The 26,063-nt window shown below is 71.9% G+C and carries 20 protein-coding genes; 15 read left to right on the top strand and 5 right to left on the bottom strand.

All coding sequences use genetic code 11. The annotated features are described in order from the left end of the window. Nucleotides 1–156: 156 nt before the first annotated feature. Nucleotides 157–882, bottom strand: coding sequence for a histidine utilization transcriptional repressor HutC (gene hutC, locus DEW08_RS25560; RefSeq protein ID WP_109332628.1), 726 nt, complete (start codon nt 880–882; stop codon nt 157–159). Between the two features lie 193 nt (nt 883–1,075). On the opposite strand from hutC, the gene hutI reads away from it, so the two are divergent. The 4 genes from hutI to DEW08_RS25540 all read left to right on the top strand — a co-directional run bounded on the left by hutI (nt 1,076) and on the right by DEW08_RS25540 (nt 6,846). Further along, nucleotides 1,076–2,290 (top strand): imidazolonepropionase, encoded by a 1,215-nt coding sequence (gene hutI, locus DEW08_RS25555; RefSeq protein ID WP_109332627.1) that lies wholly within the window; start codon nt 1,076–1,078, stop codon nt 2,288–2,290. Further along, nucleotides 2,287–3,825 (top strand): histidine ammonia-lyase, encoded by a 1,539-nt coding sequence (gene hutH, locus DEW08_RS25550; RefSeq protein WP_109332626.1) that lies wholly within the window; start codon nt 2,287–2,289, stop codon nt 3,823–3,825. The genes hutI and hutH overlap by 4 nt, the downstream gene beginning before the upstream one ends. 61 nt (nt 3,826–3,886) lie before the next feature. Beyond that, nucleotides 3,887–5,575 (top strand): urocanate hydratase, encoded by a 1,689-nt coding sequence (gene hutU, locus DEW08_RS25545; protein WP_109332625.1) that lies wholly within the window; start codon nt 3,887–3,889, stop codon nt 5,573–5,575. 452 nt (nt 5,576–6,027) lie between these two features. After that, a complete protein-coding gene (locus DEW08_RS25540; protein ID WP_245987038.1) occupies nt 6,028–6,846 on the top strand; it encodes a formate/nitrite transporter family protein in 819 nt (272 codons plus the stop codon). Between the two features lie 48 nt (nt 6,847–6,894). Here the strand turns inward: DEW08_RS25540 and DEW08_RS25535 are convergent, their stop codons facing one another. Continuing rightward, complete coding sequence (locus tag DEW08_RS25535) at nt 6,895–8,607, bottom strand: bifunctional protein-serine/threonine kinase/phosphatase (RefSeq protein WP_109332624.1); 1,713 nt, start codon at nt 8,605–8,607, stop codon at nt 6,895–6,897. A 414-nt stretch (nt 8,608–9,021) separates the two neighbouring features. Between DEW08_RS25535 and DEW08_RS25530 the strand changes: the two genes are divergently transcribed. From DEW08_RS25530 to uxuA, 4 genes are all read left to right on the top strand, one after another. After that, nucleotides 9,022–10,230 carry a nitrate/nitrite transporter gene (locus DEW08_RS25530; RefSeq protein WP_109332617.1) on the top strand — a complete coding sequence of 403 codons (1,209 nt, stop codon included), beginning with the start codon at nt 9,022–9,024 and terminating at the stop codon, nt 10,228–10,230. Nucleotides 10,231–10,347: 117 nt separating this feature from the next. After that, complete coding sequence (otnI, locus tag DEW08_RS25525; RefSeq protein ID WP_109332616.1) at nt 10,348–11,130, top strand: 2-oxo-tetronate isomerase; 783 nt, start codon at nt 10,348–10,350, stop codon at nt 11,128–11,130. A gap of 114 nt (nt 11,131–11,244) precedes the next feature. Continuing rightward, the gene (locus DEW08_RS25520; RefSeq protein WP_245986993.1) at nt 11,245–12,741 is read left to right on the top strand and encodes a mannitol dehydrogenase family protein; all 1,497 of its coding nucleotides are present in this window, start codon (nt 11,245–11,247) and stop codon (nt 12,739–12,741) included. A gap of 53 nt (nt 12,742–12,794) precedes the next feature. Further along, complete coding sequence (uxuA, locus tag DEW08_RS25515; protein WP_109332615.1) at nt 12,795–13,991, top strand: mannonate dehydratase; 1,197 nt, start codon at nt 12,795–12,797, stop codon at nt 13,989–13,991. A gap of 22 nt (nt 13,992–14,013) precedes the next feature. Here uxuA and DEW08_RS25510 read toward each other — a convergent pair whose 3' ends face one another. Continuing rightward, nucleotides 14,014–14,958 (bottom strand): LysR family transcriptional regulator, encoded by a 945-nt coding sequence (locus DEW08_RS25510; protein ID WP_109332614.1) that lies wholly within the window; start codon nt 14,956–14,958, stop codon nt 14,014–14,016. A gap of 95 nt (nt 14,959–15,053) precedes the next feature. Between DEW08_RS25510 and DEW08_RS25505 the strand changes: the two genes are divergently transcribed. The 3 genes from DEW08_RS25505 to DEW08_RS25495 all read left to right on the top strand — a co-directional run bounded on the left by DEW08_RS25505 (nt 15,054) and on the right by DEW08_RS25495 (nt 17,696). After that, entirely contained in the window at nt 15,054–15,929 is an 876-nt protein-coding gene (locus tag DEW08_RS25505; RefSeq protein WP_245986992.1) for a hypothetical protein, read from the top strand. Between the two features lie 35 nt (nt 15,930–15,964). Then, nucleotides 15,965–16,558: a YceI family protein gene (locus tag DEW08_RS25500; RefSeq protein WP_109332613.1), complete on the top strand. Its 594-nt coding sequence runs from the start codon at nt 15,965–15,967 to the stop codon at nt 16,556–16,558. Between the two features lie 136 nt (nt 16,559–16,694). Then, complete coding sequence (locus tag DEW08_RS25495) at nt 16,695–17,696, top strand: glutathione S-transferase family protein (protein ID WP_109332612.1); 1,002 nt, start codon at nt 16,695–16,697, stop codon at nt 17,694–17,696. A gap of 13 nt (nt 17,697–17,709) precedes the next feature. Here DEW08_RS25495 and DEW08_RS25490 read toward each other — a convergent pair whose 3' ends face one another. Then, a complete protein-coding gene (locus tag DEW08_RS25490; protein ID WP_245986991.1) occupies nt 17,710–18,474 on the bottom strand; it encodes a GntR family transcriptional regulator in 765 nt (254 codons plus the stop codon). 316 nt (nt 18,475–18,790) lie between these two features. On the opposite strand from DEW08_RS25490, the gene DEW08_RS25485 reads away from it, so the two are divergent. The 3 genes from DEW08_RS25485 to DEW08_RS25475 are packed head-to-tail and all read left to right on the top strand — an operon-like array spanning nt 18,791 to nt 21,590. Then, entirely contained in the window at nt 18,791–19,765 is a 975-nt protein-coding gene (locus tag DEW08_RS25485) for a C4-dicarboxylate TRAP transporter substrate-binding protein (RefSeq protein WP_109333431.1), read from the top strand. Between the two features lie 44 nt (nt 19,766–19,809). Continuing rightward, nucleotides 19,810–20,316, top strand: coding sequence for a TRAP transporter small permease (locus tag DEW08_RS25480; protein WP_109332610.1), 507 nt, complete (start codon nt 19,810–19,812; stop codon nt 20,314–20,316). Continuing rightward, nucleotides 20,313–21,590 carry a TRAP transporter large permease gene (locus DEW08_RS25475; RefSeq protein ID WP_109332609.1) on the top strand — a complete coding sequence of 426 codons (1,278 nt, stop codon included), beginning with the start codon at nt 20,313–20,315 and terminating at the stop codon, nt 21,588–21,590. The genes DEW08_RS25480 and DEW08_RS25475 overlap by 4 nt, the downstream gene beginning before the upstream one ends. A gap of 25 nt (nt 21,591–21,615) precedes the next feature. Here DEW08_RS25475 and DEW08_RS25470 read toward each other — a convergent pair whose 3' ends face one another. Further along, nucleotides 21,616–23,265 (bottom strand): PAS domain-containing sensor histidine kinase, encoded by a 1,650-nt coding sequence (locus DEW08_RS25470; protein WP_109332608.1) that lies wholly within the window; start codon nt 23,263–23,265, stop codon nt 21,616–21,618. A 446-nt stretch (nt 23,266–23,711) separates the two neighbouring features. Between DEW08_RS25470 and DEW08_RS25465 the strand changes: the two genes are divergently transcribed. Further along, nucleotides 23,712–26,012 carry a methyl-accepting chemotaxis protein gene (locus DEW08_RS25465; protein ID WP_109332607.1) on the top strand — a complete coding sequence of 767 codons (2,301 nt, stop codon included), beginning with the start codon at nt 23,712–23,714 and terminating at the stop codon, nt 26,010–26,012. The last annotated feature ends 51 nt before the right edge of the window (nt 26,013–26,063 follow it).

Here is a 26,063-nt window from a genome sequence, read left to right as displayed (position 1 = left end):
CGCGGGAGCCACCGGATTGATGGCTTTTCAGCGCCCGCTTGCGCAGCCAGTCATTGAGGGCCGGCGTCCCGCAATCGAAGCGTGACAGGTCATGGCCGTCCGAGAGGGCGACGGGAGGCGTACAATATCGATATAGCGCGAGGCGGACCCTCCCCTTCACCGCCCCGTCTTGCGGCGGCTGCCCAGCGCGTAGCGGTCGCCGGCATAGATCAGGCGGTTGACGGTCGCCACCCGGTCGCCCGACCAGGTGCGGCGGTGGAGCAGCAGGCAGGGCGCGCCCGGCGCGATGTGCAGGTGGGCCGCGATCGCCGCGTCGGCGGAGATGGCGGAGATGACATGCTCCAGCTCGGTGATCGGGGTCACGCTGACGAGATAATCGTAGGTCGTCATGCGGCCGAAGTCCTGCGCGCCGTAGTCGGGGACCAGCAGCGGGTTGACGAAGCGCTCCTCGAGCTGCACCGCGAGGTCGTTCTCGTAATGCACGACGACGGAGTGGAACACCTCCGTGACGTCGCCGCTCTCGAAGGACAGGCGCAGGTCGGGCGGCAGCGGGATCCGTTCCAGCGTCACCACCTCCGCCCGGTGGCGGTGGCCGCGCCGGGCGATCTCCTCCGCGATGTTGTTGATCTCCAACAGGTCCGACTGGGCCTTCGGCGCGGCGATGAAGGTTCCCACTCCCTGCACGCGCACCAGCACCCCGGCGTCGCTCAGCTCGCGCAGCGCGCGGTTGATCGTCATGCGGGAGATGCCGAGTGCGGCGGACAGCTCGTTCTCCGACGGGATGCGGCGGTCGGCCGGCCAGTCCCCCGAGCTGATGTTGCCGAGGATGTAGGACTTGACCTTCTCGTAGAGCGGGCTGGCAGCGGCGGGCAGGGCACTCATCGCATCGGGTTCCAAGCGCTTCGGGAGGTCCAATTGCTTCGGCTGGCGGACGGGCCGCGCGAACTGGACACGGTTCGCCCGGCCGAGGCAAGCCCGCCGCTGCGGTTCCCAACGCGGCCCCTTGCCTCGCGCCTCCAGTTGTATATACAATCATGGACAGGTTCAAGAGACCCAGCGGTGGAGCCCCGATCCCATGTCTCCCACGCCCACCTCCCTCGCCCTCTTCACCAATGCCCGGCTGGTGCCGATGGCCGCCGGCATCGGCGTCGTCGAGGACGGCGCGGTGCTGGCCGAGAACGGCACGATCCTCTATGCCGGCCCGCACGCCGGGCTGCCGGACGCGGCGGCCGGTGCCACGGTCCATGACTGCGGCGGGCGGCTCGTCACCCCCGGCCTGATCGACTGCCACACCCACCTCGTCCATGGCGGCAACCGCGCCACCGAGTTCGAGATGCGGCTGCGCGGCGCCTCCTACGAGGAGATCGCGCGGGCCGGCGGCGGCATCGTCTCCACCGTCACGGCGACCCGCGCCGCCGGGGAGGACGGGCTGGTGGCGAGCGCCCTGCCCCGCCTGGACCATCTGCTGGCCGAGGGGGTCACGACGGTCGAGATCAAGTCCGGCTACGGGCTGGACCTGGAGCATGAGCGGACCATGCTGCGCGCCGCCCGCCGGCTGGGCGAGCTGCGGCCGGTGCGGGTGGTGACCAGCTTCCTCGGCGCCCACGCCCTGCCGCCGGGGCAGACCGACAAGGACGCCTACATCCACGAGCTGTGCGACATCGTCCTGCCGGCGCTGGCCGCCGAGGGGCTGGTCGATGCGGTGGACGGCTTCTGCGAGGGCATCGCCTTCTCGACCGCCCAGATCGCCCGGCTGTTCGACACCGCCCGCCGCCTCGGCCTGCCGGTCAAGCTGCATGCCGAGCAGCTCTCCAACCTCGGCGGGGCGGCGCTGGCCGCCCGCTGCGGCGCCTTGTCGGCCGACCATCTCGAACATCTCGACGAGGAGGGCGCCGCCGCCATGGCCGCGGCCGGCACGGTGGCGGTGCTGCTGCCCGGCGCCTTCTACATGCTGCGCGAGACGAGGCTGCCGCCGGTCGGGCTGCTGCGCCGGCACGGCGTGCCCATCGCGCTGTCCACCGACTGCAACCCCGGCACCTCGCCGCTGACCTCGCTGCTGCTGACCATGAACATGGGGGCGACGCTGTTCCGGCTGACGGTGGAGGAGTGCCTGCTGGCGGTGACCCGCCACGCCGCCGCCGCGCTCGGCCTTGCCGGGACCGCCGGCACGCTGGAGGCCGGCAAGCGCTGCGACCTTGCGATCTGGGATGCGGAGACGCCGGCCGAGCTGGTCTACCGCATCGGCTTCAACCCCCTGCACGCCCGCGTCTGGAAAGGCATCCCGCAATGACCGCCCTGCATCACGTCCTCTCCCCCGGCGCCGTTCCCCTGTCGGTGTGGCGCGACATCTACCGCGGGGCCGACGCCAGCCTGGACCCGGCGAGCCGCGCGGCGGTGGAGGCCGGGGCGCAGGTCATCGCCGGGATCATCGCCAAGGACGCCCCGGTCTACGGCGTCAACACCGGCTTCGGCAAGCTGGCCAGCGTGCGGATCGCCGAGGCCGACCTGTCGGCGCTGCAGCGGAACATCGTGCTGTCCCATGCCGCCGGCGTCGGCGAGCCGCTGGAGCCGGCCATCGTCCGGCTGATCATGGCGCTGAAGCTGGCGAGCCTCGCCCAGGGCGCGTCGGGCGTGCGCTGGGAGACGCTGGAGCATCTGCAGGCCTGCTTTTCGGCCGGGCTGGTCCCGGTGGTGCCGGGCCAGGGCTCGGTCGGGGCATCGGGCGATCTGGCGCCGCTGGCTCATCTGACCGCCGCCCTGATGGGGGTCGGCGAGTTCTTCGTGAAGGGCGGGCGGGTGCCGGCGGTCGAGGCGCTGGCCGGCATCGGGCTGCAGCCGCTGACGCTCGGCCCCAAGGAGGGGCTGGCGCTGCTGAACGGCACGCAGGTGTCCACCGGCCTGGCGCTCGCCGGGCTGTTCGAGGCCGAGCGGGTGTTCCAGTCGGCACTGGTGACCGGCGCGCTCGCCACCGACGCGGCCAAGGGCTCCGACGGGCCGTTCGACCCGCGCATCCACCGGCTGCGCCGCCACCGCGGCCAGATCGACGTGGCCGACGCGCTGGCCCGGCTGATGGAGGGCTCGGCCATCCGCGCCTCGCACCGCGAGGGCGACCCGCGGGTGCAGGACCCCTACTGCCTGCGCTGCCAGCCGCAGGTGATGGGCGCCTGCCTCGACCTGCTGCGCAAGGCGGCCGACACGCTGGCCGACGAGGCCAACGGCGTGTCCGACAACCCGCTGGTGTTCAGCGACACCGGGGAGGTCATCTCCGGCGGGAACTTCCATGCCGAGCCGGTGGCCTTCGCCGCGGACATGATCGCCATGGCGTTGTGCGAGGTCGGCTCGATCACCGAGCGGCGGCTCGCCATGCTGATCGACCCGGCGCTGTCCGGCCTGCCCGCCTTCCTGACGCCGCGGCCCGGCCTCAACTCCGGCTTCATGATCCCGCAGGTGACGGCGGCGGCGCTGGTGTCGGAAAACAAGCAGATGGCCCATCCGGCCAGCGTCGATTCCATCCCGACCTCCGCCAACCAGGAGGACCATGTGTCGATGGCGGCTCATGGCGCCCGCCGCCTGCTGCCGATGGCGCGCAACGCCGCCGCGGTGGTCGGGCTGGAGCTGCTGGCCGCCGCGCAGGCCTGCGACTTCCACCGGCCGCTCGCCTCCAGCCCGGCGCTGGAGCGGGTGCGGGAGCGGCTGCGTGCCGTCGTCCCGCATCTGGAGGACGACCGCCACTTCGCCCCGGACATCGCCGCCGCGACCGCTCTCGTCACCGCGGGAGCGGTGATCCGAGCGGCCGCGACCGAGCTGCCGGGCCTTGCCGGCTGACCCCCGCCCCTTTCCTTCCCCCGACCGACCTTCCCCGACCGACCTTTCGAGGACTCCCGCGATGAACCGCCCGGCGACGACCCGTCTGGACAACGCCCGCAAGATTTCGGCCCCGCGCGGCACCGAACGCTCCGCCAGGAGCTGGCAGACCGAAGCGGCGCTGCGGATGCTGATGAACAACCTCGACCCCGAGGTCGCCGAGCGGCCGGAGGAGCTGGTCGTCTATGGCGGCATCGGCCGGGCCGCCCGCAACTGGGAGTGCTTCGACCGGATCGTCGCCGCCCTGCGGGATCTGGAGGACGACCAGACGCTGCTGGTCCAGTCGGGCAAGCCGGTCGGCGTCTTCCGCACCCACCGCGACGCCCCGCGGGTGCTGATCGCCAACTCCAACCTCGTCCCGCACTGGGCCACCTGGGAGCATTTCCACGAGCTGGACCGCAAGGGCCTGATGATGTACGGCCAGATGACGGCCGGTTCCTGGATCTACATCGGGACCCAGGGCATCGTGCAGGGCACCTACGAGACCTTCGTCGAGATGGGCCGCCAGCATTACGCCGGCGACCTGAAGGGCCGCTGGATCCTGACCGCCGGCCTGGGCGGCATGGGTGGCGCCCAGCCGCTGGCCGCCACCATGGCCGGGGCCTGCTGCCTGGCCGTCGAATGCCAGCAGAGCCGCATCGACTTCCGCCTGCGCACCGGCTACCTCGACAAGGCCGCCGCCAGCCTGGACGAGGCGCTGGCGATGATCGGGGAGGCCCGCGCCGCGGGCAAGGCGATCTCCGTCGGCCTGCTGGGCAACGCCGCCGAGGTGCTGCCCGAGCTGGTGCGCCGCGGCGTGCGGCCGGACGCGGTGACCGACCAGACCTCCGCCCACGACCCGGTCAACGGCTACCTGCCGGCCGGCTGGACCATAGCCGAGTGGGAAGCCCGGCGCGAGACCGCCCCGGCCGAGGTCGCCAAGGCCGCCCGCGCCAGCATGGCCGAGCATGTCCGGGCCATGCTGGCCTTCCACAAGGCCGGCGTCCCGACCTTCGACTACGGCAACAACATCCGCCAGATGGCGCTGGAGGAGGGGGTGGCCGACGCCTTCGCCTTCCCCGGCTTCGTCCCGGCCTACATCCGCCCGCTGTTCTGCCGCGGCATCGGCCCCTTCCGCTGGGCCGCCCTGTCGGGCGATCCGGAGGACATCCGCAAGACCGACGCCAAGGTCAAGGAGCTGCTGCCCGACAACGCCCACCTGCACAACTGGCTCGACATGGCCGGCGAGCGCATCCGGTTCCAGGGCCTGCCGGCACGCATCTGCTGGGTCGGGCTGGGCGACCGGCACCGGCTGGGCCTCGCCTTCAACGAGATGGTGGCGAAGGGCGAGCTGAAGGCGCCGGTCGTCATCGGCCGCGACCATCTCGACAGCGGCTCCGTCGCCTCGCCCAACCGCGAGACGGAGGCGATGCAGGACGGCTCCGACGCGGTGTCGGACTGGCCGCTGCTGAACGCCCTGCTGAACACCGCCAGCGGCGCCACCTGGGTGTCGCTGCACCATGGCGGCGGCGTCGGCATGGGCTTCTCCCAGCACTCCGGCGTGGTGATCGTCGCCGACGGTACCCCGGAGGCGGCGAAGCGGCTGGAGCGCGTGCTGTGGAACGACCCGGCGACCGGCGTCATGCGCCACGCCGACGCCGGCTACGACATCGCCGTCGAGACCGCCCGCGAGAAGGGCCTGGTGCTGCCCGGCATCCTGGCGGGACGGTGACGCCCCTCCTTTGACGCTCCCTCCCCCCACCGCATCGGCACCCGCGACGGTCGCGGCGAGGCGGTGGGGGACGTCCTTGTGCGGATTGTGCAACGGGTTTCCCGTGCACAATCCGTCCGGCTGCGAATCCCTGTTCCAGATCAATGACGTGACGGTGGCCGTTCGCGTACAGCCGTTGTGCGGCCGCTGCACGGCGTCCGGTCCGGCTGCCGGGCCGGGTTCACGGATCCCGGGCCGTTGACGGACCCGAGAGTACCGGACGGGCCGGGGTGCCGCAAGGAACGGGGCAAAAGCCCCTCTCCCGCGCCGGGAGGGGCGGGACGCGTCAGGAAAGGAGCCTTCCCATGGACACCCATCATATGCCGGGAGCCCGCATGCCGGACCGGGGGCCGGACCCGGGACCGGACCGGGGCCAGCCACGGCAGGAGGCCATCCTGTCGCTGGACGCCCGGATGCCGGACGCCATCGCGCAGGCTGCCGAGGAGCTTGGGGTCAGGAAGGCAAGCTACGACACGGCGACGCTGTTCGTGCTGGCGATCCTGGCCGGCGCCTTCATCGCGCTCGGCGGCATGATCGCCACGGTCGTGATGTCGGGGGCCGAGGGCATGATGCCCTTCGGCGTCACCAAGCTGCTGGGCGGGCTGGTCTTCTCGCTCGGCCTCGTGCTGGTCATCGTCGGCGGCGCCCAGCTCTTCACCGGCGACGCGCTGATGGTCATGGCCTGGGCCAGCGGCCGGCTGACCGCCCGCCAGATGATGCGCGTCTGGACGCTGGTGTGGATCGGCAACTTCGTCGGCGCCCTCGGCACCGCCCTGCTCGTCTTCCTCTCCGGCCAGTACGGCTTCGGCCACGGCGCCGTCGGCGCGCAGGCCATGTACATCGCCACCGCCAAGAGCGGCCTGCCCACCGGACAGGCCTTCTTCCTCGGCATCCTGTGCAACGTCCTGGTCTGCCTGGCGGTGTGGCTGGCGCTCGGCGCCCGCAGCGTCACCGACAAGATCCTGGCGATCACCCTGCCGGTCAGCGCCTTCGTCGCCGCCGGCTTCGAGCACTGCGTCGCCAACATGTACTTCATCCCGCTCGGCCTGCTCATCGAGCGCGGCGCCCCCGACGCCTTCTGGGCCGACATCGGGCACCGCTTCCCGCCCATCGACGTCGCCCACTACCTCGTCAACCTCGCCGCCGTCACCGCCGGAAACTGGATCGGCGGCGCGCTGCTCGTCGGCGCCGTCTACTGGTTCATCTACCGACGGCCGCGGGCGCACCACTGAGCGGCGGGCCGAGCGGAAGGCCGAGCGGCGGGTCACCCGCCCGCGGCCTCACCCGCGGGCGAGCAGGACGAGCACCGTCAGGGCCAGCAGGGCCGAGAGGATCTTCCAGAACAGCAGCGGGTTGCGTTCGTAGAGCGGGCGGCGGCGGACGACCACCGGGCGGCCGTGCGCCAGCGCGGTCTCCAGCTCCTGCGCGAATTCGATGACGTCGCCGAAACGGTCGGCCGGCGCGACGGACAGGGCGCGGGCGAGGATGCGGTCGATCCAGGCCGGCAGGTCGCCGCGGCTGCGCAGCAGCGGCACCGGCCGGCCGAAGCGCGGCCGGGTGAAGGGCTCGATCTCGCCATAGGGATAGCCGCCGCCGCTGAACGCCCGGTAGAGGGTGACGGCCAGCGCGAACTGGTCGGACGCCTCGTCGCCCGCCGCGCCGGCGAACAGCTCCGGCGCCATGTAGCTCGGCGTGCCCGGCACGTCGGCGGTGGGAAATTCCTCGACCTGCGGCAGGCGGACGACGCCGAGGTCGATCAGCTTCAGCCCGCCGCCGCGCTGCAGGATGACATTGTCCGGCTTGATGTCGCGATGGATGATCCCGGCGCGGTGAAGCGCCGAGACGGCGCGCGCCAGGGCGATGGCGACCTCCACCCCCTCCGCCAGGGTCAGCGGCTTGCGGCGCAGCCGCTGTTCCAGCGTCTCCCCCTCGTAGAAGGGCATGACGGTGTAGAGGCGGGTCTGGCGGCCCGGCGGCAGCTCGACCACCTCGCCCACCCAGGGGCTGCGGACGCGGGCGGCGACCCAGGCCTCGCGCACGAAGGCGAGGCGGAAGGTCCGCTCGGCCGCCACCTCCGGCCGCGGCACCTTGACGACCAGCGGCCGGCCGTCCCCCTCCCGGCCGGGCGCGGTCAGGTCATGGGCGCGGTAGAGACGGCTGTAGCGCCCCTGCGACAGCAGGGCGGTCAGGCGGAAGCCGTCCATCTCCTCCCCCACGGCGGGCGGGTCGGGCAGCGGCAGCGCGGCGGCGGCCGATGCCAGCTCCGCATGGTCCGCCGCGGGCAGCGCCACCACGTCGAGGACGACGGCGCTGGCATTGTCGGCGCTGCCGGCCTCCAGCGCCGCCGCGACGATGTGGCGGGCGGTGGCCTCCGGGGATTCGCGGCGCAGCAGCAGCGCGGCCAGCGCCCCGTCGCCGAGCGTGCCGTGCACCCCGTCGCTGCACAGCAGGAAGCGGTCGTGCAGGCGCAGCGGGTGGACGCTGCAGTCGAGCCGCACCGACTCCTCGATGCCGAGGCCGCGGTAGAGGACATGGGCATAGTCGGGACGGCTCAGCGTGTGGTCGCGGGTCAGGCGGGTGAGCCGGCCGTCGCTGAGCCGGTAGACGCGGCTGTCGCCGGCATGCAGCACATGCGCCTTGCGATGGAGCAGGATCACGCCGGCAAAGGTGGTCGCCATGTTCTCCAGTGCCGGATCGCTGCGCCCCTGGGCGACGATCCAGCGGTTGACCGCCTCCACCGCGCGCGACGCCGCCGCCTGGACGCCGATGGTCTCCGGCTGGGCATAGTAGCCGTCGATGACGGTGCGCACCGCCAGTTCCGCGGCGACGCGCCCGCCCTTGGCGCCGCCCACCCCGTCGGCGACGGCGGCGACGATGCCCCGCCGCGCCCGCTGGCCGGGGGAGCCGAGGCAGACGCCGGCATAATCCTCGTTCCGCGGCCGGCGGCCGGTCTCGGAGGCGAGGCCGAAGGCGATCTGCAGCGAGCCGGTCATGCAGGGGGTCCGGTAGCGGGGAAAGGTGGCGCCGGCATGCGAGCGCCGTGCCAGGGGATGGGGTAGCGGCGGCCGGTGCCGGATCCGCACTCCGCATGGGTCCCGCTCCGCCCAAAGAGCGGGCAGGGCCGGCCATGCCGGCTACAAAACAGGCACCTTCGCCCTAGTCCAGTCCCATACGCCAAGCCCAAGGTCCAGGAGTCCTGCGGCTTCGGCGGCGGGTCGGGGCTTGGCCCGCATATTGCGAAGGACCGGGACATGACTGGGCCGGCACGGCCGCGACGGCAGTCCCGCGCGGCTTTCTCCAAAGGCGGAGGTGCGGCCTTTCCCGGGACCAACGGCGGCCCACGACCCCACGGGGGATGCACCGGTGCGTGCGTCCCCGGCTCAGCTCTCGATGGTCCTGGAGGCCGCATGAACAAGGGATTCCTCAAGGCAGGCCACCTGCCGACGCTGTTCGCCGCATTCCTCTATTTCGATCTCAGCTTCATGGTGTGGGTGATCCTCGGCCCGCTCGGGGTGCAGATCGCCCAGACGCTGGGGCTGTCGCCGGCCGAGAAGGGGCTGATGGTGGCGACGCCGGTGCTGGCCGGCGCGCTGCTGCGCATGGTCAACGGCGTGCTGGTCGACCACCTGAAGCCGAAGCTGACCGGCGCGCTGTGCCAGGTGGTGGTGATCGCCGGGCTGCTGGCCGCCTGGGGCTTCGGCATCCACAGCTTCGCCCAGGTGATCCTGCTGGGGATCCTGCTGGGGGTGGCCGGCGCCTCCTTCGCGGTGGCGCTGCCGCTGGCCTCGCGCTGGTACCCGCCGGAGCATCAGGGGACGGCGCTGGGCATCGCCGGGGCGGGCAATTCGGGAACCGCGCTGGCGGCGCTGTTCGCCCCGACGCTGGCCGTGTGGTTCGGCTGGAACAGCGTGCTGGGGCTGGCGGCGATCCCGCTGGCGGCGACGCTGGCGATCTATCTGGTTCTGGCGAAGAACAGCCCGGACTGCCCGCCGCCGAAGCCCCTGCTGAGCTATCTGCAGGTGCTGAGGACGGGCGACGCCTGGTGGTTCATGTTCTTCTACAGCGTCACCTTCGGCGGCTTCGTCGGGCTGGCCTCGTCGCTGACCATCTATTTCAACGACCAGTATGGGCTGAACGCCGTCACCGCCGGCTATTTCACCGCGGCCTGCGTGTTCGCCGGATCGCTGGTGCGGCCGGTGGGCGGGGCGCTGGCCGACCGGATCGGCGGCATCCGCACCCTGACGATGATGTACATGGCTGCCGCCGCGGCGCTGGTGGTGGTCAGCATCGGGCTGCCGACCGCCTGGGCGGCGCTGGCGGCCTTCGTGGCGGCGATGCTGGCGCTGGGCATGGGCAACGGCGCGGTGTTCCAGCTCGTCCCGCAGCGCTTCCGCCGCGAGATCGGCGTGATGACCGGGCTGGTCGGCATGACCGGCGGCATCGGCGGCTTCTACCTCGCCTCCAGCCTCGGCTATTCCAAGCAGATGACCGGCAGCTATCAGGCGGGCTTCCTGGTCTTCGCCCTGCTTGCCCTGCTGGCGCTGGTCGGGCTGACCGGCATCAAGGGCCGCTGGCGCACCACCTGGGGCGCCGCGGCGCAGGGCGCCCGCATCTGACGCGGGCCCCGGACCCGGCGGGGGCCGGTCCGGGGATCGCCGTTTCCCCGTTGCATCCGGCCCTCGCCGGGGATCAACTGGCGGGCATTGTTCCCTCCTGCCGCAGAGGTGCCCGCCGTGGTCCAGTTCGCCGCCAACCTGACGATGCTGTTCACCGAGGTGCCGTTCCTCGACCGGTTCGAACGGGCGGCGGCGGCCGGTTTCCGGGCGGTGGAGATGCTGTTCCCCTACGACCACCCGGCCGAGGCCGTCGCCGAACGGCTGCAACGCTTCGGGCTGACGCTCGCGCTGTTCAACATGCCGCCGGGCGACTGGGCGGCGGGCGACCGCGGCATGGCGGCCATCCCGGGGCGGGCGGACGAGTTCCGCGCCAACCTGGAGACCGCCCGGCGCTATGCCCGGACACTGGGCTGCACCCGGCTGCACGCCATGGCCGGGATCACGCGGGGGCTCGACCCCGCCGCCTGCGGGGAGACCTTCGTCGCCAACCTGCGCCATGCCGCCGATCTGCTGGCCGGGGACGGCGTGACGGTGCTGGTCGAGCCGCTGAACGACCGCGACATGCCGGGCTACTTCCTGGCCCACCAGGAGGACGCCCTGCGGCTGGTCGAGGCGGTGGACCGGCCGAACGTGGCGGTGCAGCTCGACCTCTATCACGCGCAGATCATGGACGGCGACCTGACCCGCCGGATCGAGCGGATGGCCGGCCGCTTCGCCCATGTCCAGATCGCCTCGGTCCCCGACCGCCACGAGCCGGATGCCGGAGAGGTGAACTACCCGCACCTGTTCGAGACGCTGGACCGCGTCGGCTATCGCGGCTGGATCGGCTGCGAGTACCGCCCGCGGGCCGGCACCGAGGCGGGGCTGTCCTGGTTCGCCCCCTATCGGGCCACGCGATAAAGAGGAGCCGGGCCGTTGCAAACTGCCGCGGCAGAGCCAGATTCCGGCTTGCCCCCGCTGCGGCGGGCGTCATACTACCATACAAGAATGCCAGTTAAGGGAGGACCCCGGTCCATGGCCGACCGTCCGATGCGTCTCAGCTCCGCAACGCTCGCCGCCCTTCCCGCCGGGGTGGAGCGGCCGGCCTATGACCGGACGGCGCTGCGGACGGGGATCGTGCATCTCGGCGTCGGGGCCTTCCAGCGGGCGCATCAGGCGCTGTTCACCGACCGGCTGCTGGGCAGGGAGTTCGGGGACTGGGGGATCTGCGGGGTCAGCCTGCGCAATCCCGACACGCGCGACGCGCTGGCGCCGCAGGACGGGCTCTACACCGTCGCCGTGCGCGACGCGGCGGGCGAACGGCTGCGCGTCGTCGGCTGCCTGACGGAACTGCTGGTGGCGCCGGAGGATCCGGCCGCCGTGCTGGAGCGGATGAGCCACCCGTCGGTGCGCATCGTCACCCTCACGGTGACCGAGAAGGGCTATTGCCACGACCCGGCGACCGGTGCGCTGAACGAGGCGCATCCGGACATCCGGCACGACCTCGCCAACCCCGGCAGCCCGCGCAGCACCATCGGCTTCCTGGCCGAGGCGCTGAGCCGCCGCCGGGCCGCCGGCATCGCGCCCTTCACGGTGCTGAGCTGCGACAACCTGCCGGGCAACGGCGACACGGTGGCGCGGATCCTGCGCCGCTTCGCCGAGCTGCGCGACGCCGGCTTCGGCGCCTGGGTGGCGGAGGCGGTGGCCTGCCCCAACAGCATGGTCGACCGCATCGTGCCGGCCACCACCGACGCCGACCGCGCCCGCGTCTCGCAGGCGCTGGGCGTCGCCGACGCCTGGCCGGTGGTGACCGAGCCCTTCGCCCAGTGGGTGGTGGAGGACCGCTTCCCCGCCGGCCGCCCGGCCTGGGAGACGGTGGGGGTGGAGATGGTCCCCGACGTCCATCCCTACGAGACGATGAAGCTGCGGCTGCTGAACGGCAGCCATTCGACGCTGGCCTATCTCGGCTATCTGGCGGGGTACGAGACGGTGTCCGACAGCATGGCCGACCCGGCCTTCGCCCGGCTGATCCGCGGCCTGATGGACGAGGAGTCCGGGCCGACGCTGCGCATGCCGCCGGGCGCCGACCTGGAGCAGTACAAGGCGGCGCTGATCGGGCGGTTCCGCAACCCGGCGCTGCACCACCGCACCTGGCAGATCGCCATGGACGGCACGCAGAAGCTTCCGCAGCGGCTGCTGGCCCCGGCGCGGGAGCGGCTGGCCGCCGGGCTGCCGATCGACCGGCTGGCACTGGGGGTGGCGGGCTGGATGCGCTATGTCTCCGGCCGCGACGAGGCCGGGCGCCCCATCGACGTCCGCGACCCGCTGGCCGACCGGCTGGCCGCTCTCGCCGCCGAAGCCGGCCCCTCGGCCGAGCGGCTGGCCCCCGCCCTGTTCGGCCTGTCCGCCGTCTTCGGCGACGACCTGCCGCGCGACCCCCGCTTCACCGGCCCGGTGACCGAGGCGCTGCACCGCCTCTTCACGCGGGGGGCGAAGGCGGTGGTGGCTGCCGCGGCCGGCGCCGAGGGGTGAGGCGGCGGCCCCCTTCCCGATCATTCGCGCGTTTCATTTCAGGAGTGCACGCCATGGAACAGACCTGGCGCTGGTTCGGTCCCGACGACCCCATCAAGCTCAACCACATCCGCCAGGCCGGAGCCACCGGCATCGTCACGGCGCTGCACCAGATCCCCTATGGGGTCGTCTGGTCGGTGGAGGAGATCGAGACGCGCAAGGCGATGATCGCCGCCGACCCCTCGCTCGGCCTGCGCTGGAGCGTCACGGAAAGCCTTCCGGTGCACGAGGCGATCAAGATCGGCGAGGGCGACCTGACGGAGCTGTTCGACAACTACCGCCAGTCGATGCGCAACCTCGCGGCCTGCGGGGTGACGACGATCTGCTACAACTTCATGCCGGTGCTGGACTGGACCCGCACCGACCTCAGGACCCCGCTGGCCGGCGGCGGCACCTCGCTGCGCTTCAACGCCCATGAGCATGCGGCGTTCGACGTCTACATGCTGCAGCGGCCCAACGCCGAGGACGACCACGCGCCGGAGGTGCTGGCGAAGGCCAGGGCATGGTACGACCGTTCCAGCGAGAGCGACCGCGACCGGCTGCTGTCCAACATCATGGCGGGGCTGCCGGGTGCCTTCGACCGCTACGATATCCCCGGCCTGCGCCGGATGATCGCGCGTTACAACGACATGAGCGCCGACGGGCTGCGCGCGACGCTGGCGCGCTTCCTGCGCGAGGTGATCCCGACCGCCGAGGAGGTCGGCATCCGCATGGCGATCCACCCGGACGACCCGCCGCGCCCGCTGTTCGGCCTGCCGCGCGTCGTCAGCACCGAGGACGACCTCGCCCACCTGCTGGACTGCTGCCCGTCGCCGTCGAACGGCCTGACCTTCTGCACCGGCTCGCTCGGCGCCGGGCGGAGCAACGACGTGCCGGCGATGGCGAGGCGCTTCGCCGCCGACATCCACTTCGCCCACCTGCGCAACGTGCGCAAGGAGCCCGACGGCTCGTTCGAGGAGGCGGAGCATCTCGGCGGCGACGTCGACATGGTGTCGGTCGTCACGACGCTGCTGGAGGAGCAGAAGCGGCGCAAGGACGCCGGCCGGGCGGAGTGGCGCATCCCCTTCCGCCCCGACCACGGCCACGAGCTGCTGGACGACGTCGGCCGCAGGACCCATCCCGGCTACCCGATGATCGGCCGGCTGCGTGGGCTGGCCGAGATCCGCGGGGTGATGACCGCGGTGGCGGGGCTGCGGCAGCTGCCCGTCTGAGAGTTCCCCTGAAGCCGGCCGGTCAGCCGCCGCCCCGGCCTTCCAGCAGGTCGCGGTCGCGGGCGAAGGCGGCGGCCATGTGGTCGAGGAAGGCGCGGACGCGCGCCATGTGGCGCAGATCCTCGTGGGTCAGCAGCCAGATGGCCGAGCCGACCTCCTCGACCGGGGGGCCGAGGCGGCGGAACTCCGGCTGGCGGTCGACGAAGCCGCAGGGCAGCAGCCCCAGCCCGGTGCCCGCCCGCACCGCCTCCATCACCGCGACGACCGAGTTGACCCGGTGGCCGATGCGCTCCGCCGGCACGCTCCGCTGCAGCCAGCGCGCCATGCTGGTGTGATCGAAGGTCTCGTCCAGTCCCACCCAGTCATGATCGGCCCAGTCATGACCGGCACAGTCATGACCGGCCAGATCATGACCCGCGGGATCCCGTCCCCCGCCGCGCCCCTCCAGGTAGGAGCGGGCGCCGTAGACCGCGAAGGCGAGGCCGGAGAGCGTCCGGCCGATCAGGTTCTCCGGCGGCCGGTTGGTCAGGCGGATCGCCACGTCGGCCTCGCGCCGCGTCAGGCTGAGCGACGCCTCGGCGATGGTCAGGTCGATGCGCAGCTCCGGATGACGCGCCCGGAAGGCGGCGACGTGCGGCGGCAGATAGTGGACGGCCAGCAGGTCCACCGTCGTGACGCGCAGCGTGCCGCCGATGCGCATGTCGCGGCCGGACAGCAGCCGGTTGGCGGTGACGATCTCCTCCTCCATCCGCGCGGCGACGCGCTGCATCTCGTCCCCGGCGGCGGTCAGGACATAGCCGCCGGGCAGCTTGTCGAACAGCCGGACGCCCAGCGCCTCCTCCAGCGCGGTCACCCGCCGCAGCACCGTGCTGTGGTTCACGCCGAGCATGCGGGCGGCGGCGGACAGCGAGCCGTGCCGCGCCACCGCGAGCAGGTAGCGCAGGTCGTCCCAATTATTCCCGCTCATTCATGCAGAGCCTTTTTGCATTTCTCGGCAATTTCGGCTCAGCAGAGCACAGGCTAGGGTCGTCGGGAAGCCAATTCCTCGTGTCCGGGGTCCCGATGACCGACCTGCTGCCCGACCTGCTGCCCGACCTGCTGCATGATCCCTTCGTCCAGTCGAGCATCCTGCCGCTGCTGGTCGGCCTGCTGGCGGTGGGCCTGCTGCACGGGCTGGCCCGCCCGCTGGCGGCGGCCGGCGTCGCCGCCACCTTCCTGATCGTCTTCGTCCTCGTCGTCGGGCTGCCTGCCCTGCCGCCGCCCTCCAGCATGGGCAAGCTGTTCTGGGCCTCGGCCGCCGGGCTGCTGATCGGCGTGGCGGCCGACCTGGCCGGCGTGACGGGACGGACCGCGGGAATCGGCCTCGCCGCCTGGCTCGCCGCCGCGCTGCTGTGGATCGCGCTGCCCGCCCTCGACTCCATCCCCGCCCTGGTCACGCTGCTGCTGCTGATCGCGGCCGGCGGCTGGATCGCGCTGGCCCCCGCCGCCCCGCGCGGCGAAGGGGAGCGTGGGTCGGCGACGGGCGGGGCCGCGGTGCTGCTGGCGTTGGCGCTGGCGGTGGGCGGCACGGCGCTGATCGGCTCCTCCGCCTCGATCGCGCAGATGGCGCTGGCGCTGGCCGCCGCCGCCGGCGGGTTCCTGCTGTGGAACTGGCCGGTCGAGCGTCACGGCTGGGGTGCGGCCGGCCGCGCCGCCTCGGGCATCGCCGTGCTGCTGGCCGGCGTGCTGGCCCTGTTCACCCAGACGCAGGCCGCGGTCCTGCTGCTGGTCCTGCCGGCGCTGTTCGCCGACCGCCTGCGCCGCCGGCTGCCCCTGCCGGAGACCGGCGCCGGCCGGGCGGCGGCCACGGCGATCGTGACCGCCGCCGCCGTCCTTCCCGCCCTCGCCGCCATCGGCGCCGCCTATGCGCTGAGCGGCGGCGAGGCCTCGCCCTACTGATCCGCAACCATCCTTCCACCGGAGCCTTTGACCAAATGAAGAAGATGCTGTTCGCCGCCCTGCTCGCCACCACGACGCTGGCCGCCGCCGCGCCAGCCGCCCGGCCTGCCATGGCCGCCCCGGTCAGCTACAAGATCGACCCGGCGCACCTGAGCGTGGCGTTCATCGTGGACCATCTGGGCTTCTCCAAGCTGATCGGCCGCTTCAACAGCGCCGCGGGCGACGTCACCTTCGACAAGGACGCCGTGGAGAAGAGCAGCGTCAGCGTCGCGATCGACACCGCCAGCGTCGACACCAACCACGCCAAGCGCGACGAGCACCTGCGCTCCCCGGACTTCTTCAATGCGAAGGAGTTCCCGAAGATGACCTTCAAGAGCACGAGGATCGAGAAGACCGGCGAGCGCACCGGCAAGCTGCATGGCGACTTCACCATGCTGGGCGTCACCAAGCCGGTGGTGCTGGACGTGACCTTCAACAAGGACGGCGTCAGCCCGGCCAGCAAGCTGGAGACCGCCGGCTTCTCCGCCCGCGGCACGATCAAGCGCAGCGACTTCGGCATGAAGTACGGCGTGCCGGCCATCGGCGACGAGATCCAGCTGCTGATCGAGGCCGAGGCGGTGAAGTCCTGACCCGGCACCGGGGGACGGGAGCGTCCGTCCCCTGTTACGCTTTCCCGGAAGGGGGCCGGTCCGCCGGCCCCCCCCCCGTCCGTACATCCGTCCGTACATCCGTCCGTACATCTCCGCCAGCGCGTCAGGAGGCGACATGCCGCAGCTCGTCAACGGCATCTGGGTCAAGGGCGACGTCGCCGCCGGCGAGATCCGGGACGGCGCCTTCCACCGGGAACCGACGCGCTTTCGCGACCGCATCACGCCCGACGGCCGCCCCGACGCCGCCGGCCGCCCCACCCTGCCGGCGGAGGCCGGGCGTTATCACCTGTTCGTCTCCTACCTCTGCCCCTGGGCCTCGCGCACCCTGATCGTCCGCAAGCTGAAGGACCTGGAGGGGATCGTCGGCCTGTCGGTGGCGGAGCCGGTGATCGGCGAGGACGGCTGGACCTATGCCGAGGAGCAGGACGCCGGCGGGCGGGTCGGCCGCATCCGCCACCACCACCAGCTCTACACCGCCAGCGACCCCGCCTATACCGGCAAGGTGTCGGTGCCCGTCCTGTGGGACCGCAAGGAGGGGCGCATCGTCAACAACGAGTCGGCGGACATCATCCGCATCTTCAACGACGCCTTCGATCCGCTGACCGGCAACCGGCTGGACCTCTATCCCGAGCCGCTGCGGGACGAGATCGACCGCTGGAACGACCTGATCTATGCCGACGTCAACAACGGCGTCTACCGCTGCGGCTTCGCCAAGTCGCAGGCGAGCTACGAGGAGGCCTTCGACCGGCTGTTCGCGGCGCTCGACCGGGTGGAGGAGAGGCTGTCGGCCTGCCGCTATCTGGCGGGCGAACATCTGACCGAGGCCGACTGGCGGCTGTTCGTGACGCTGGTGCGCTTCGACGTCGCCTATCACGGCGCCTTCAAGTGCAACCTGCGGCGCATCGAGGACTACCCGCACCTGTCCAACTATCTGCGGGAGCTCTACCAGTGGCCGGGCATCCGCGAGACGGTGCGGATCGACCACATCAAGGCCGGCTATTACGGAATCGCGGCGATCAACCCGACGCGGATCGTGGCGAAGGGGCCGTCCGTCGATTTCGACCGCCCGCACGAGCGCGGCCGCCTGCCGGGCCGCGGCCTCCGGCAGCGGGACTGAGGGAGCCCCCGGCTCACGCCACCCTGCGGCCGCCGGACCGGCCGCGGGATGCCGGGCGGGCCGGGGCCGCCGCCGGGGCGGCGGTGCCGTCGTCGTGGAAGAGGTCGGGGAACCTGGTCGCCAGCTCCGGCAGGGAGGTCAGGATCTCGCGCAGGTGAAGGCCCATGGCCGCCTCCGCCCTGGCGGGGTCGCGGGCGGCGATGGCTTCGGCCACCGCCTCGTGCTGCGCGATCAGCCGCTTCAGCGGCGTCGCGTGGGGCAGGCTGAGATAGCGGACGCGGTCCATCTGGGCCTTCGTCTCCTCCACGATGCGCCAGGCATAGTCGCAGTCGGCGGCGTCGGCGATGGCGCGGTGGAAGGCCTCGTCCAGTTCGAGGAAGCGGTCGGGGGCCGGATCCTCCGCGGTTTCACGCTGGGCGGCGATCAGGCCGCGCAGGGTCGCGATGCCGGCGGGGGTGATCGTCTCGCAGGATTTGCGGACCACCGCCAGCTCCACCGCCTCGCGCACGAAGCGGGCGTCGAGCACCTGCTTCACCGAAATCTTGACGACGAAGGTGCCGCGCTGCGGCCGGATGGTCAGCAGCCCGGCCTCGCTGAGCTTGATGAAGGCCTCGCGCACCGGCTGGCGGCTGACGCCGAGCTGGTCGGCGATCTCCTGCTCCGACAGCGCCTGGCCCGGACGGAACTGCATCGACACGATGGCCGCGCGCAGAACGCGGAAGACGCGCCGCGCGATCGGCTCCGCCGAATCCGCATCGATCCTGCTCAATACCGCCACGCGCCCGATCCTCCCTGCGAACGTCCGGGCCGACCATACGCCAAAGGCCCGCCCCTTGTCGCATGTTTGGCGCGAAACGCTATTGCCAACCCGAAACAAGCATACTACCATACCAGTCAGCGATCAAGCCTCGGGCGGCTGGTCGTCCCGGCTGCCGGTTGCCGGCACCCGCAGAGTCTCCGCCAGCCGGAGCCGCGGGGACCGGCCGGGAGCGGCGGATCAGGACAGGACGGTCCAGGGGACGACGGAACGGGACAAAGCCGGACGGCTTCATCGGCCGATCAACACGAGTGGGAGGAAGGACGTGAAGACCATCATGGCGAAGGCCGTGCGCACCGCGCTGTTCGGCGCGCTGCTGTCCTGTGTCGCGGGGGCCGTGCAGGCCGCCGACTACACCCTGAGCATCAATACCGCGCTCGTCCAGCAGGACCCGCTCTACAAGGGGCTGGAGGAGTTCAAGGCGGCTGTCGAGAAGCGCACCGCCGGCAAGGTCGCGGTCCGGCTGTTCCCGGCCTCGCAGCTCGGCAAGGACGAGGACCTGCTGGAGCAGGCCCGTGCCGGCGCCCCCGTCGCCGTGGTGGTCGACGGCGGCCGGCTGGCCGTGTTCGTCAAGGAGTTCGGCGTGCTGGGCGCGCCCTACGTCGCCGAGGGCTACGACGGCATCCGCAAGGTGGTGACCTCGCCGCTGTTCGAGGGCTGGTCGGAGAAGCTGCGCAAGGCGTCCGGCCACCAGGTCCTGTCCTTCAACTGGTGGCAGGGCGAACGGCACCTGCTGACCAACAAGCCGGTGAAGCAGCCCGCCGACCTGGCCGGCGTGCGGATGCGCACCCCCGGCGCGCCGGTGTGGATGGAGACGATCCGCGCCATGGGCGCCACCCCGACGCCGCTGCCCTGGTCGGAGGTCTACACCGCCCTGCAGCAGCAGGTGATCGACGGGGCGGAAGCGCAGGATCCCGCCAGCTATGGCGCCCGGCTCTACGAGGTCACCAAGTACCTGACCAAGACCGGCCACATCAACCTGATCACCGGCATCGTCACCAGCGCCGCCTGGTTCGACAAGCTGCCGGCCGAGTACCGCCAGATCCTGCGCGAGGAGGCCCTGAAGGCCGGCGACAGCGCGTCGCGCGGGACCGAGGCCTCGCTGGTCGAGTTCGAGAACCAGATGAAGGCCAAGGGCATGCAGATCGTCGAGATCGACGTGACGCCCTTCCGCCAGGCGACCGCCCCGGTCTACGAGAAGCTGGGCTACGCCGACCTGCACAAGGAGGTGGAGGCGCTGGTCCGCCGGTAGGCGCGCGGCACCTCCCCCGTTTCGGAAGCGGAGCACCCTTCGCGATGAAAACCCTTTACGTCAAGGCTGAGGCGGCGCTGGCGATGCTGCTGCTGGCCGTCGTCGTCCTGCTGGTCTTCGCCGCCGGCATCGCGCGGTGGTTCGGCCACCCGCTGGTCTGGTCGGTGGACGTGGCGCAGCTCCTGTTCGCCTGGGTCAGCTTCCTCGGCGCCGACATGGCGCTGCGCAAGCACGCCCATATCGGCATCGACTATCTGGTGAAGCGGCTGCCGCCGCGCCCGCGCGCCCTGCTGGACATCGTGCTGGCGCTGGTCGTGCTGGCCTTCCTGCTGACCATGGCGGTGCTGGGCTACCAGCTCACCATGATGAACCTGGAGCGGCAGTTCGGCGACAGCGGCATCAGCTACGGCTTCGTCACCGCCGCCGTCCCGGTGGGCTGCCTGCTGCTGGCGATCACGCTGGTCGGCCAGTTGAAGGCGGCCATCGGCCGGCTGCGCCGCACGCCGCAGCCGATCTTCGTCGCCCCGCGGGCCGAGGAGGCCGTGCCATGACCCTGCTTGCCGTCGCATTCTTCGCGCTGATGGCGCTCGGCGTTCCCATCGCCTTCGCCATCGGCATCGCCGGCTTCACCTTCTTCGCCACCGGGGAGTTCATCCCGATGTCGATCGGGGTGCAGCAGGTGGCCTCCGCCTCGCAGAGCTTCCCGCTGCTGGCGGTGCCCTTCTTCGTGCTGGCCGGGCACATGATGAACCGCACGGGCATCACCCACCGGCTGATCGCCTGCTCCAACGTGCTGGTGTCGTGGATGGCCGGCGGGCTGGCGCAGGTGTGCATCGTGCTGTCGACCCTGATGGGCGGCGTGTCGGGCTCCGCGGTGGCGGACGCCGCCATGGAGGCGCGCATCCTGGGGCCGGGGCTGATCCGCGCCGGCTATTCCCGCGGCTTCACCTGCTCGGTCATCGCGGTCGGCTCGCTGATCACCGCGACGATCCCGCCGAGCCTGGGGCTGATCCTCTACGGCTTCGTCGGCAACGTGTCGATCGGCCGGCTGTTCCTGGCCGGCGTCATTCCGGGCCTGCTGATGATGACCGGCCTGATGCTGACGACCTGGTTCATCGCGCGGCGCCGCGGCTACCGCGCCGGATCGGTCGAGCGGCCGACGGCGAAGGCGGTGTGGGCGGCGGTGGTCGACGCCAAATGGGCGCTGCTGTTCCCCGTGGCGCTGCTGGTGGCGATCCGCGGCGGGCTGTTCACCCCGTCGGAGGTCGGCGCCTTCGCCGTGGTCTACGCGGCGCTGGTCGGCTTCTTCCTCCACCGCGAGCTGACGCTGGGCAGCGTGCTGGAGGCGCTGACCGAGGCGGTGACCGACACCGGGCTGATCATGCTGATCATCCTGTTCTCCGGCATGGTCGGCTATGCCATCGTGTTCGAGCAGGCGCCCCAGAGCATCGCGGCGGCCCTGGCCGACCTGACGCGCGAGCCGGTGCTGGTGGTGGCGCTGATCCTGATCTTCCTGTTCCTGGCCGGTCTGTTCGTCGAGAGCACGGTGCTGGTCCTGCTGCTGACGCCGATCTTCCTGCCGATCGTCGCGCCGCTGGGCGTCGATCCCGTGCATTTCGGCATCCTGATGATGACCATCGTCACGCTCGGCTCGATGACGCCGCCGGTGGGGGTGGCGATGTACACGGTGTGCAGCCTGCTGGACTGCCCGGTCGAGGAGTACATCGTCGAGTCCCTGCCCTTCGTCGGCACGGTGCTGGCGCTGGTCGCCCTGCTGACGCTGTGGCCGGGGCTGGTGCTGTTCCTGCCGAACGCGCTGATGTGAGGCGGATTTCCCGGGGGCCGGCCGCTCAGAAGACGGGCGGCGGGTCGTCCGGAGCCCCGGACAGGGGGGCGGCCAGGGGAAGGCCGCCCCCCGCCGGCGTCAGCATCGTCCGCACCTTGGCGAGGAAGACGTCGATCGCCACCGGCTTCGACAGGAGCTGGGTGCCGGGACCGAGCGGCTCCTTGTCGAGCGACGCGCCGTAGGCGTAGCCGGTGAGGAACAGGACCTTCAGCTCCGGCCGCAGGGAGCGGGCCATCTGGGCGAGCTGGCGGCCGTTGATGCCCGGCAGCCCGACGTCGGTCGCCAGCAGGTCGACGCGCCGCGAACCGGCGAGCACCGTGGCGGCGGCGCTGCCGTCCTCCGCCTGCAGGACGGTGTAGCCCTGCTCCTCCAGCGCCTCGACCAGCAGCATGCGGACGAGCGCCTCGTCCTCCACCACCAGGATCGTCCCCCGGCCTGCCTGCGGTTCCGGCACAACCGGCTTCTGCGGGACCGGCACCGGATCGGCCGCGCCGACGCAGCGCGGCAGGTAGAGCGTGACGGTGGTGCCCCGGCCGGGCGCGCTGTCGATCCGCACGTCGCCGCCCGACTGGCGGGCGAAGCCGTAGAGCTGGCTGAGCCCCAGCCCGGTCCCCTGCCCCACCGGCTTGGTGGTGAAGAAGGGCTCGAAGGCGCGGTCCGCCACCTCCGGCGTCATGCCGACCCCGGTGTCGGCCACCGACAGCACGACATAGTCGCCGGCGACCAGCCCCGGCTCATGGGCGACCGCCTCCTCGTCGAGTTTGCCGTTGGTGGTCCTGACGATCAGCCGGCCGCCGTCGGGCATGGCGTCGCGGGCATTGATCGCCAGGTTCAACAGCGCGTTCTCCACCTGGTTGGGGTCGGCCCAGGTGGTCCAGAGGTCGCGGGCGAGCCGCAGTTCGACCTGGACGGCGGCGCCGACCGACTGGCGGATCAGGTCGCGCATGCCGGTGACCAGCGAGTTGAGGTCGACGCGCCGCGGCGCGAGCGGCTGGCGCCGCGAGAAGGCGAGCAGCCGCTGCGTCAGGGCCGCCGCCCGGTCGGCGGCGGTGCGGGTGGCGGCGATGAAGGGCTGCACGTCGGTCCGCCCCTCCTCCAGCCGCCGCTCGATCATCTCCAGGCTGCCGATGATGGCCTGCAGCAGGTTGTTGAAGTCGTGCGCCACCCCGCCGGTGAGCTGGCCGACCGCCTCCATCTTCTGCGACTGGAACAGGGCCTCGCGCGCCTCCTCCAGCGCCTTCTGCGCCTGCCGGCGTTCGGTGACGTCGCGCGTCACCTTGGCGAAGCCGAGCAGCCGCCCCTGCTCGTCGCGGATGGGCTCCAGCAGGACGCTGGCCCAGAAGCGGCTGCCGTCCTTGCGGACGCGCCAGCCCTCGGCCTCGAACTTGCCTTCGGCGAGCGCGGTGGCGAGCACCCGCTGCGGCAGGCCGGCGCGGCGGTCCTCCTCGGTATAGAAGACGCCGAAGGACCGGCCGATGATCTCGTCCGCCGTGTAGCCCTTGAATCGCTGCGCGCCGGTGTTCCAACTGCTGACGATCCCGTTGGGGTCGAGCAGGTAGATCGCGTAGTCCTTCACGCTGTCGACCAGCAGCTGGAACCGCCGCTCCACCGAGATCGGCTCCGCAGGATTTGCGGCGGGCAGATCATTCCCCACGACGACACTCCGCGTCACGACCCGATGCAGGCCCCTTACCCCCTCCGGGCGCGCCGGTCAATTGTCCCATGAGTTTAGTGGGGCTTCGGCCTCCGGGCGGGGGGAGGGGCGAAGGACATAGGCGGGGCGGCCCGCCCCGGACGCGCCGGACCGCGTTATGGCCGGTTGAAGATCTTCATTTTATGCAAAAACTGGTAGATATTGATGAACTCATCCGCCCTGCGGAGAGGAGCGGGCCATACGGGGAAGCAGACCCGAGGCTCAAGACCACCACAACGCCCGGAGTTACCATCACCGGAAGCCGTAACATTACTGTCATATTTCTGTAATGTTTGCGCAGGCCGGAACAGTCGGACATTTAGTATCTAAACAGTAGAGAATCTGCAAGTCAAAAGAAGCAGCCGGCTTTTCGAAGGCCGGCGCCACCGGAGTGGGGGAAAGTCGCGATGTTCAGGCTGATGCTGTCGATCACGGGACGGCTGACCATGTTGCAGGCGCTGGTCGCCATCGGGCTGCTGGGGCTTCTGGCGACCAGCCAGTGGGCCCACCGGCACTCGGCCGAGCAGTTGACGCAGGCGCAGCGCGGCATCGCCGACGCCCGCCTCGCCCAGCGGATCGAGACCGACCTTCTCGGTCACCGGCAGGCGGTGGACCGCTATGTGCTGGCGCGCGACGCCGACAGCGCCCGGGCGATCGACGTCCTGCAGCAGCGCATATCGCAGGAGGTCGCCGCCTTCGCCGCGTCGTCCGGCGGCCCGGAGGGCGACGCGCTGAGCCGTGCCGCGGCGGGCTATCTCGACCGGATACCGGTGGTCCGCGACCGGGTGGAGGCGCTGGGCGTCACCGAGAACCACGGGCTGCAGAAGCGGCTGCGCCAGGCGGTCCACGGCATCGAGAAGCGGCTGGAGGAGGTCCGGGCCGGGTCGATCGGCACCCGGCTGGAGGCGGTCAACCAGTTGATGCTGAACATGCTCCAGATGCGGCGGGCGGAGAAGGACTTCATGCTGCGCGGCGACCGCGCCCGCTACATGGGCCTGATCGCCCAGCGCCGGACGGAGTTCCTGGAGCTGCTGAGGGCGGCGCCGCTGCTGGACGACATGAAGCAGGAGATCGCCCGCCTGCTGGAGGAGTATGTCGGCGCGGTCGACGCCTTCGCCAACGGCGCCGAGGCCCTGAACAACGCCCGGACCGAGGCCGAGCGGCGGTTCGACACGCTGATCGCCGAGGTGCGGCAGGCGGAGGACCGCTCCTCCGTCGCCGCCGACCGGCGCCAGGAGGCGACGCTGGCGACCCAGGAGACCATGAACCGCATCCAGATCGCCGCGGTGCTCGGCCTGCTGGTGGTCCTGTCGGGCGGCGGCTTCCTGATCGCGCGGTCGATCATCGTGCCGGTCCGCCTGCTGACCGGCCGGATGACCGCGATGGCGGGGGGCGACTATGCCACGCCGGTCGACGGGGCCGGACGGCGGGACGAGCTGGGCGCCATGGCCCGCGCGGTGGGCGTCTTCCGCGAGAACGGGCTGGAGAACCAGCGCCTGCGGTCGGAGCAGGAGCAGGAGCGCGAGCGGGCGGACGCCGCCAAGCTGGCCGCCCTGCAGGGCATGGCGGAGACGGTCGAGACGGAGACCCGCTCCGCGGTCGATCAGGTGGCCCGCCAGACCGGCGCGATGGACCACAGCGCCGAGGCGATGGCCGCCGCCGCGACGCGGATGAGCGCCGACGCGCAGAGCGTCGCCGCCGCCGCGGAGCAGGCGCTGGGCAACGCCCAGACCGTGGCCGCCGCCACCGAACAGCTCAGCGCCTCCATCCGCGGGATCTCGACGCAGATCGCCCAGGCCTCCGGCGTGACGCGGCAGGCCACGGCCCAGGGGCTCCAGGCCCAGGACACCATCCGCTCGCTGACCACCGCGGTCGGGCAGATCGGCGAGGTGGCCGACCTGATCCAGACCATCGCCGCCCAGACCAACCTGCTGGCGCTGAACGCCACCATCGAGGCGGCCCGCGCCGGCGAGGCCGGCAAGGGCTTCGCCGTCGTGGCGAACGAGGTCAAGAGCCTCGCCACCCAGACCGCAGGCGCCACCGGCGAGATCGCCCGCCGCATCGCCGCGATCCAGTCGGTCACCGGCGGCACCGTGGAGGCGGTGGAGAGCATCGGCCGCTCGATGGCGGAGATCGACCAGGTGTCCGGCGCCATCGCCGCCGCGATGGAGCAGCAATCCTCCGCCACCCAGGAGATCGCCCGCAACGTCCAGGAGACCAGCGCCGCGGTGCAGGAGGTGTCGCGCCGCATCGCCGAGGTCTCGCTGCAGGCCGGCGCCACCGGGCAGCATGCCGAGGCGGTGCGCGCCGCCGCCTCGCAGGTCGCTGGCGGCGTGGACTGCCTGCGCGGCACGCTGGTGCGCGTGGTCCGCACGGCGACCAGGGACGTGGACCGGCGCCGCGCGCCGCGCTTCGCGGTCGATCTGGCCGCCAGCCTGGAGGCGGACGGACGGAGCGTGCCGGCGCGGATCATCGACCTGTCGCGGGCGGGCGCCAACCTGCAGGTGCCCGACGCGCTGGCCGGCGGCCTGGCCCGCGGCCGGCTGGCGCTGGCGGCCGGCGGACCGGCCCTGCCCTTCACCGTGCTGGCCTGGACCGGCCCGCGGGCCCACCTGCGATTCGATCTCTCCCCGGCGGAGGAAACGGCCTACGCCGCGCTGTTCGCCCGCCTGACCGCGGGGCGGCCGGCGGTCGAGCAGGCGGCCTGACGGCCGCCGCGGCCACCGCGAGGTCGGACGCCGGAGCCTCCCGGCCCTGCC

It is taken from the genome of Azospirillum thermophilum (assembly GCF_003130795.1).
In the GTDB taxonomy this organism is placed as follows: Bacteria; Pseudomonadota; Alphaproteobacteria; order Azospirillales; family Azospirillaceae; genus Azospirillum; species Azospirillum thermophilum.
This window is presented reverse-complemented; position numbering and strand designations above follow the sequence as displayed.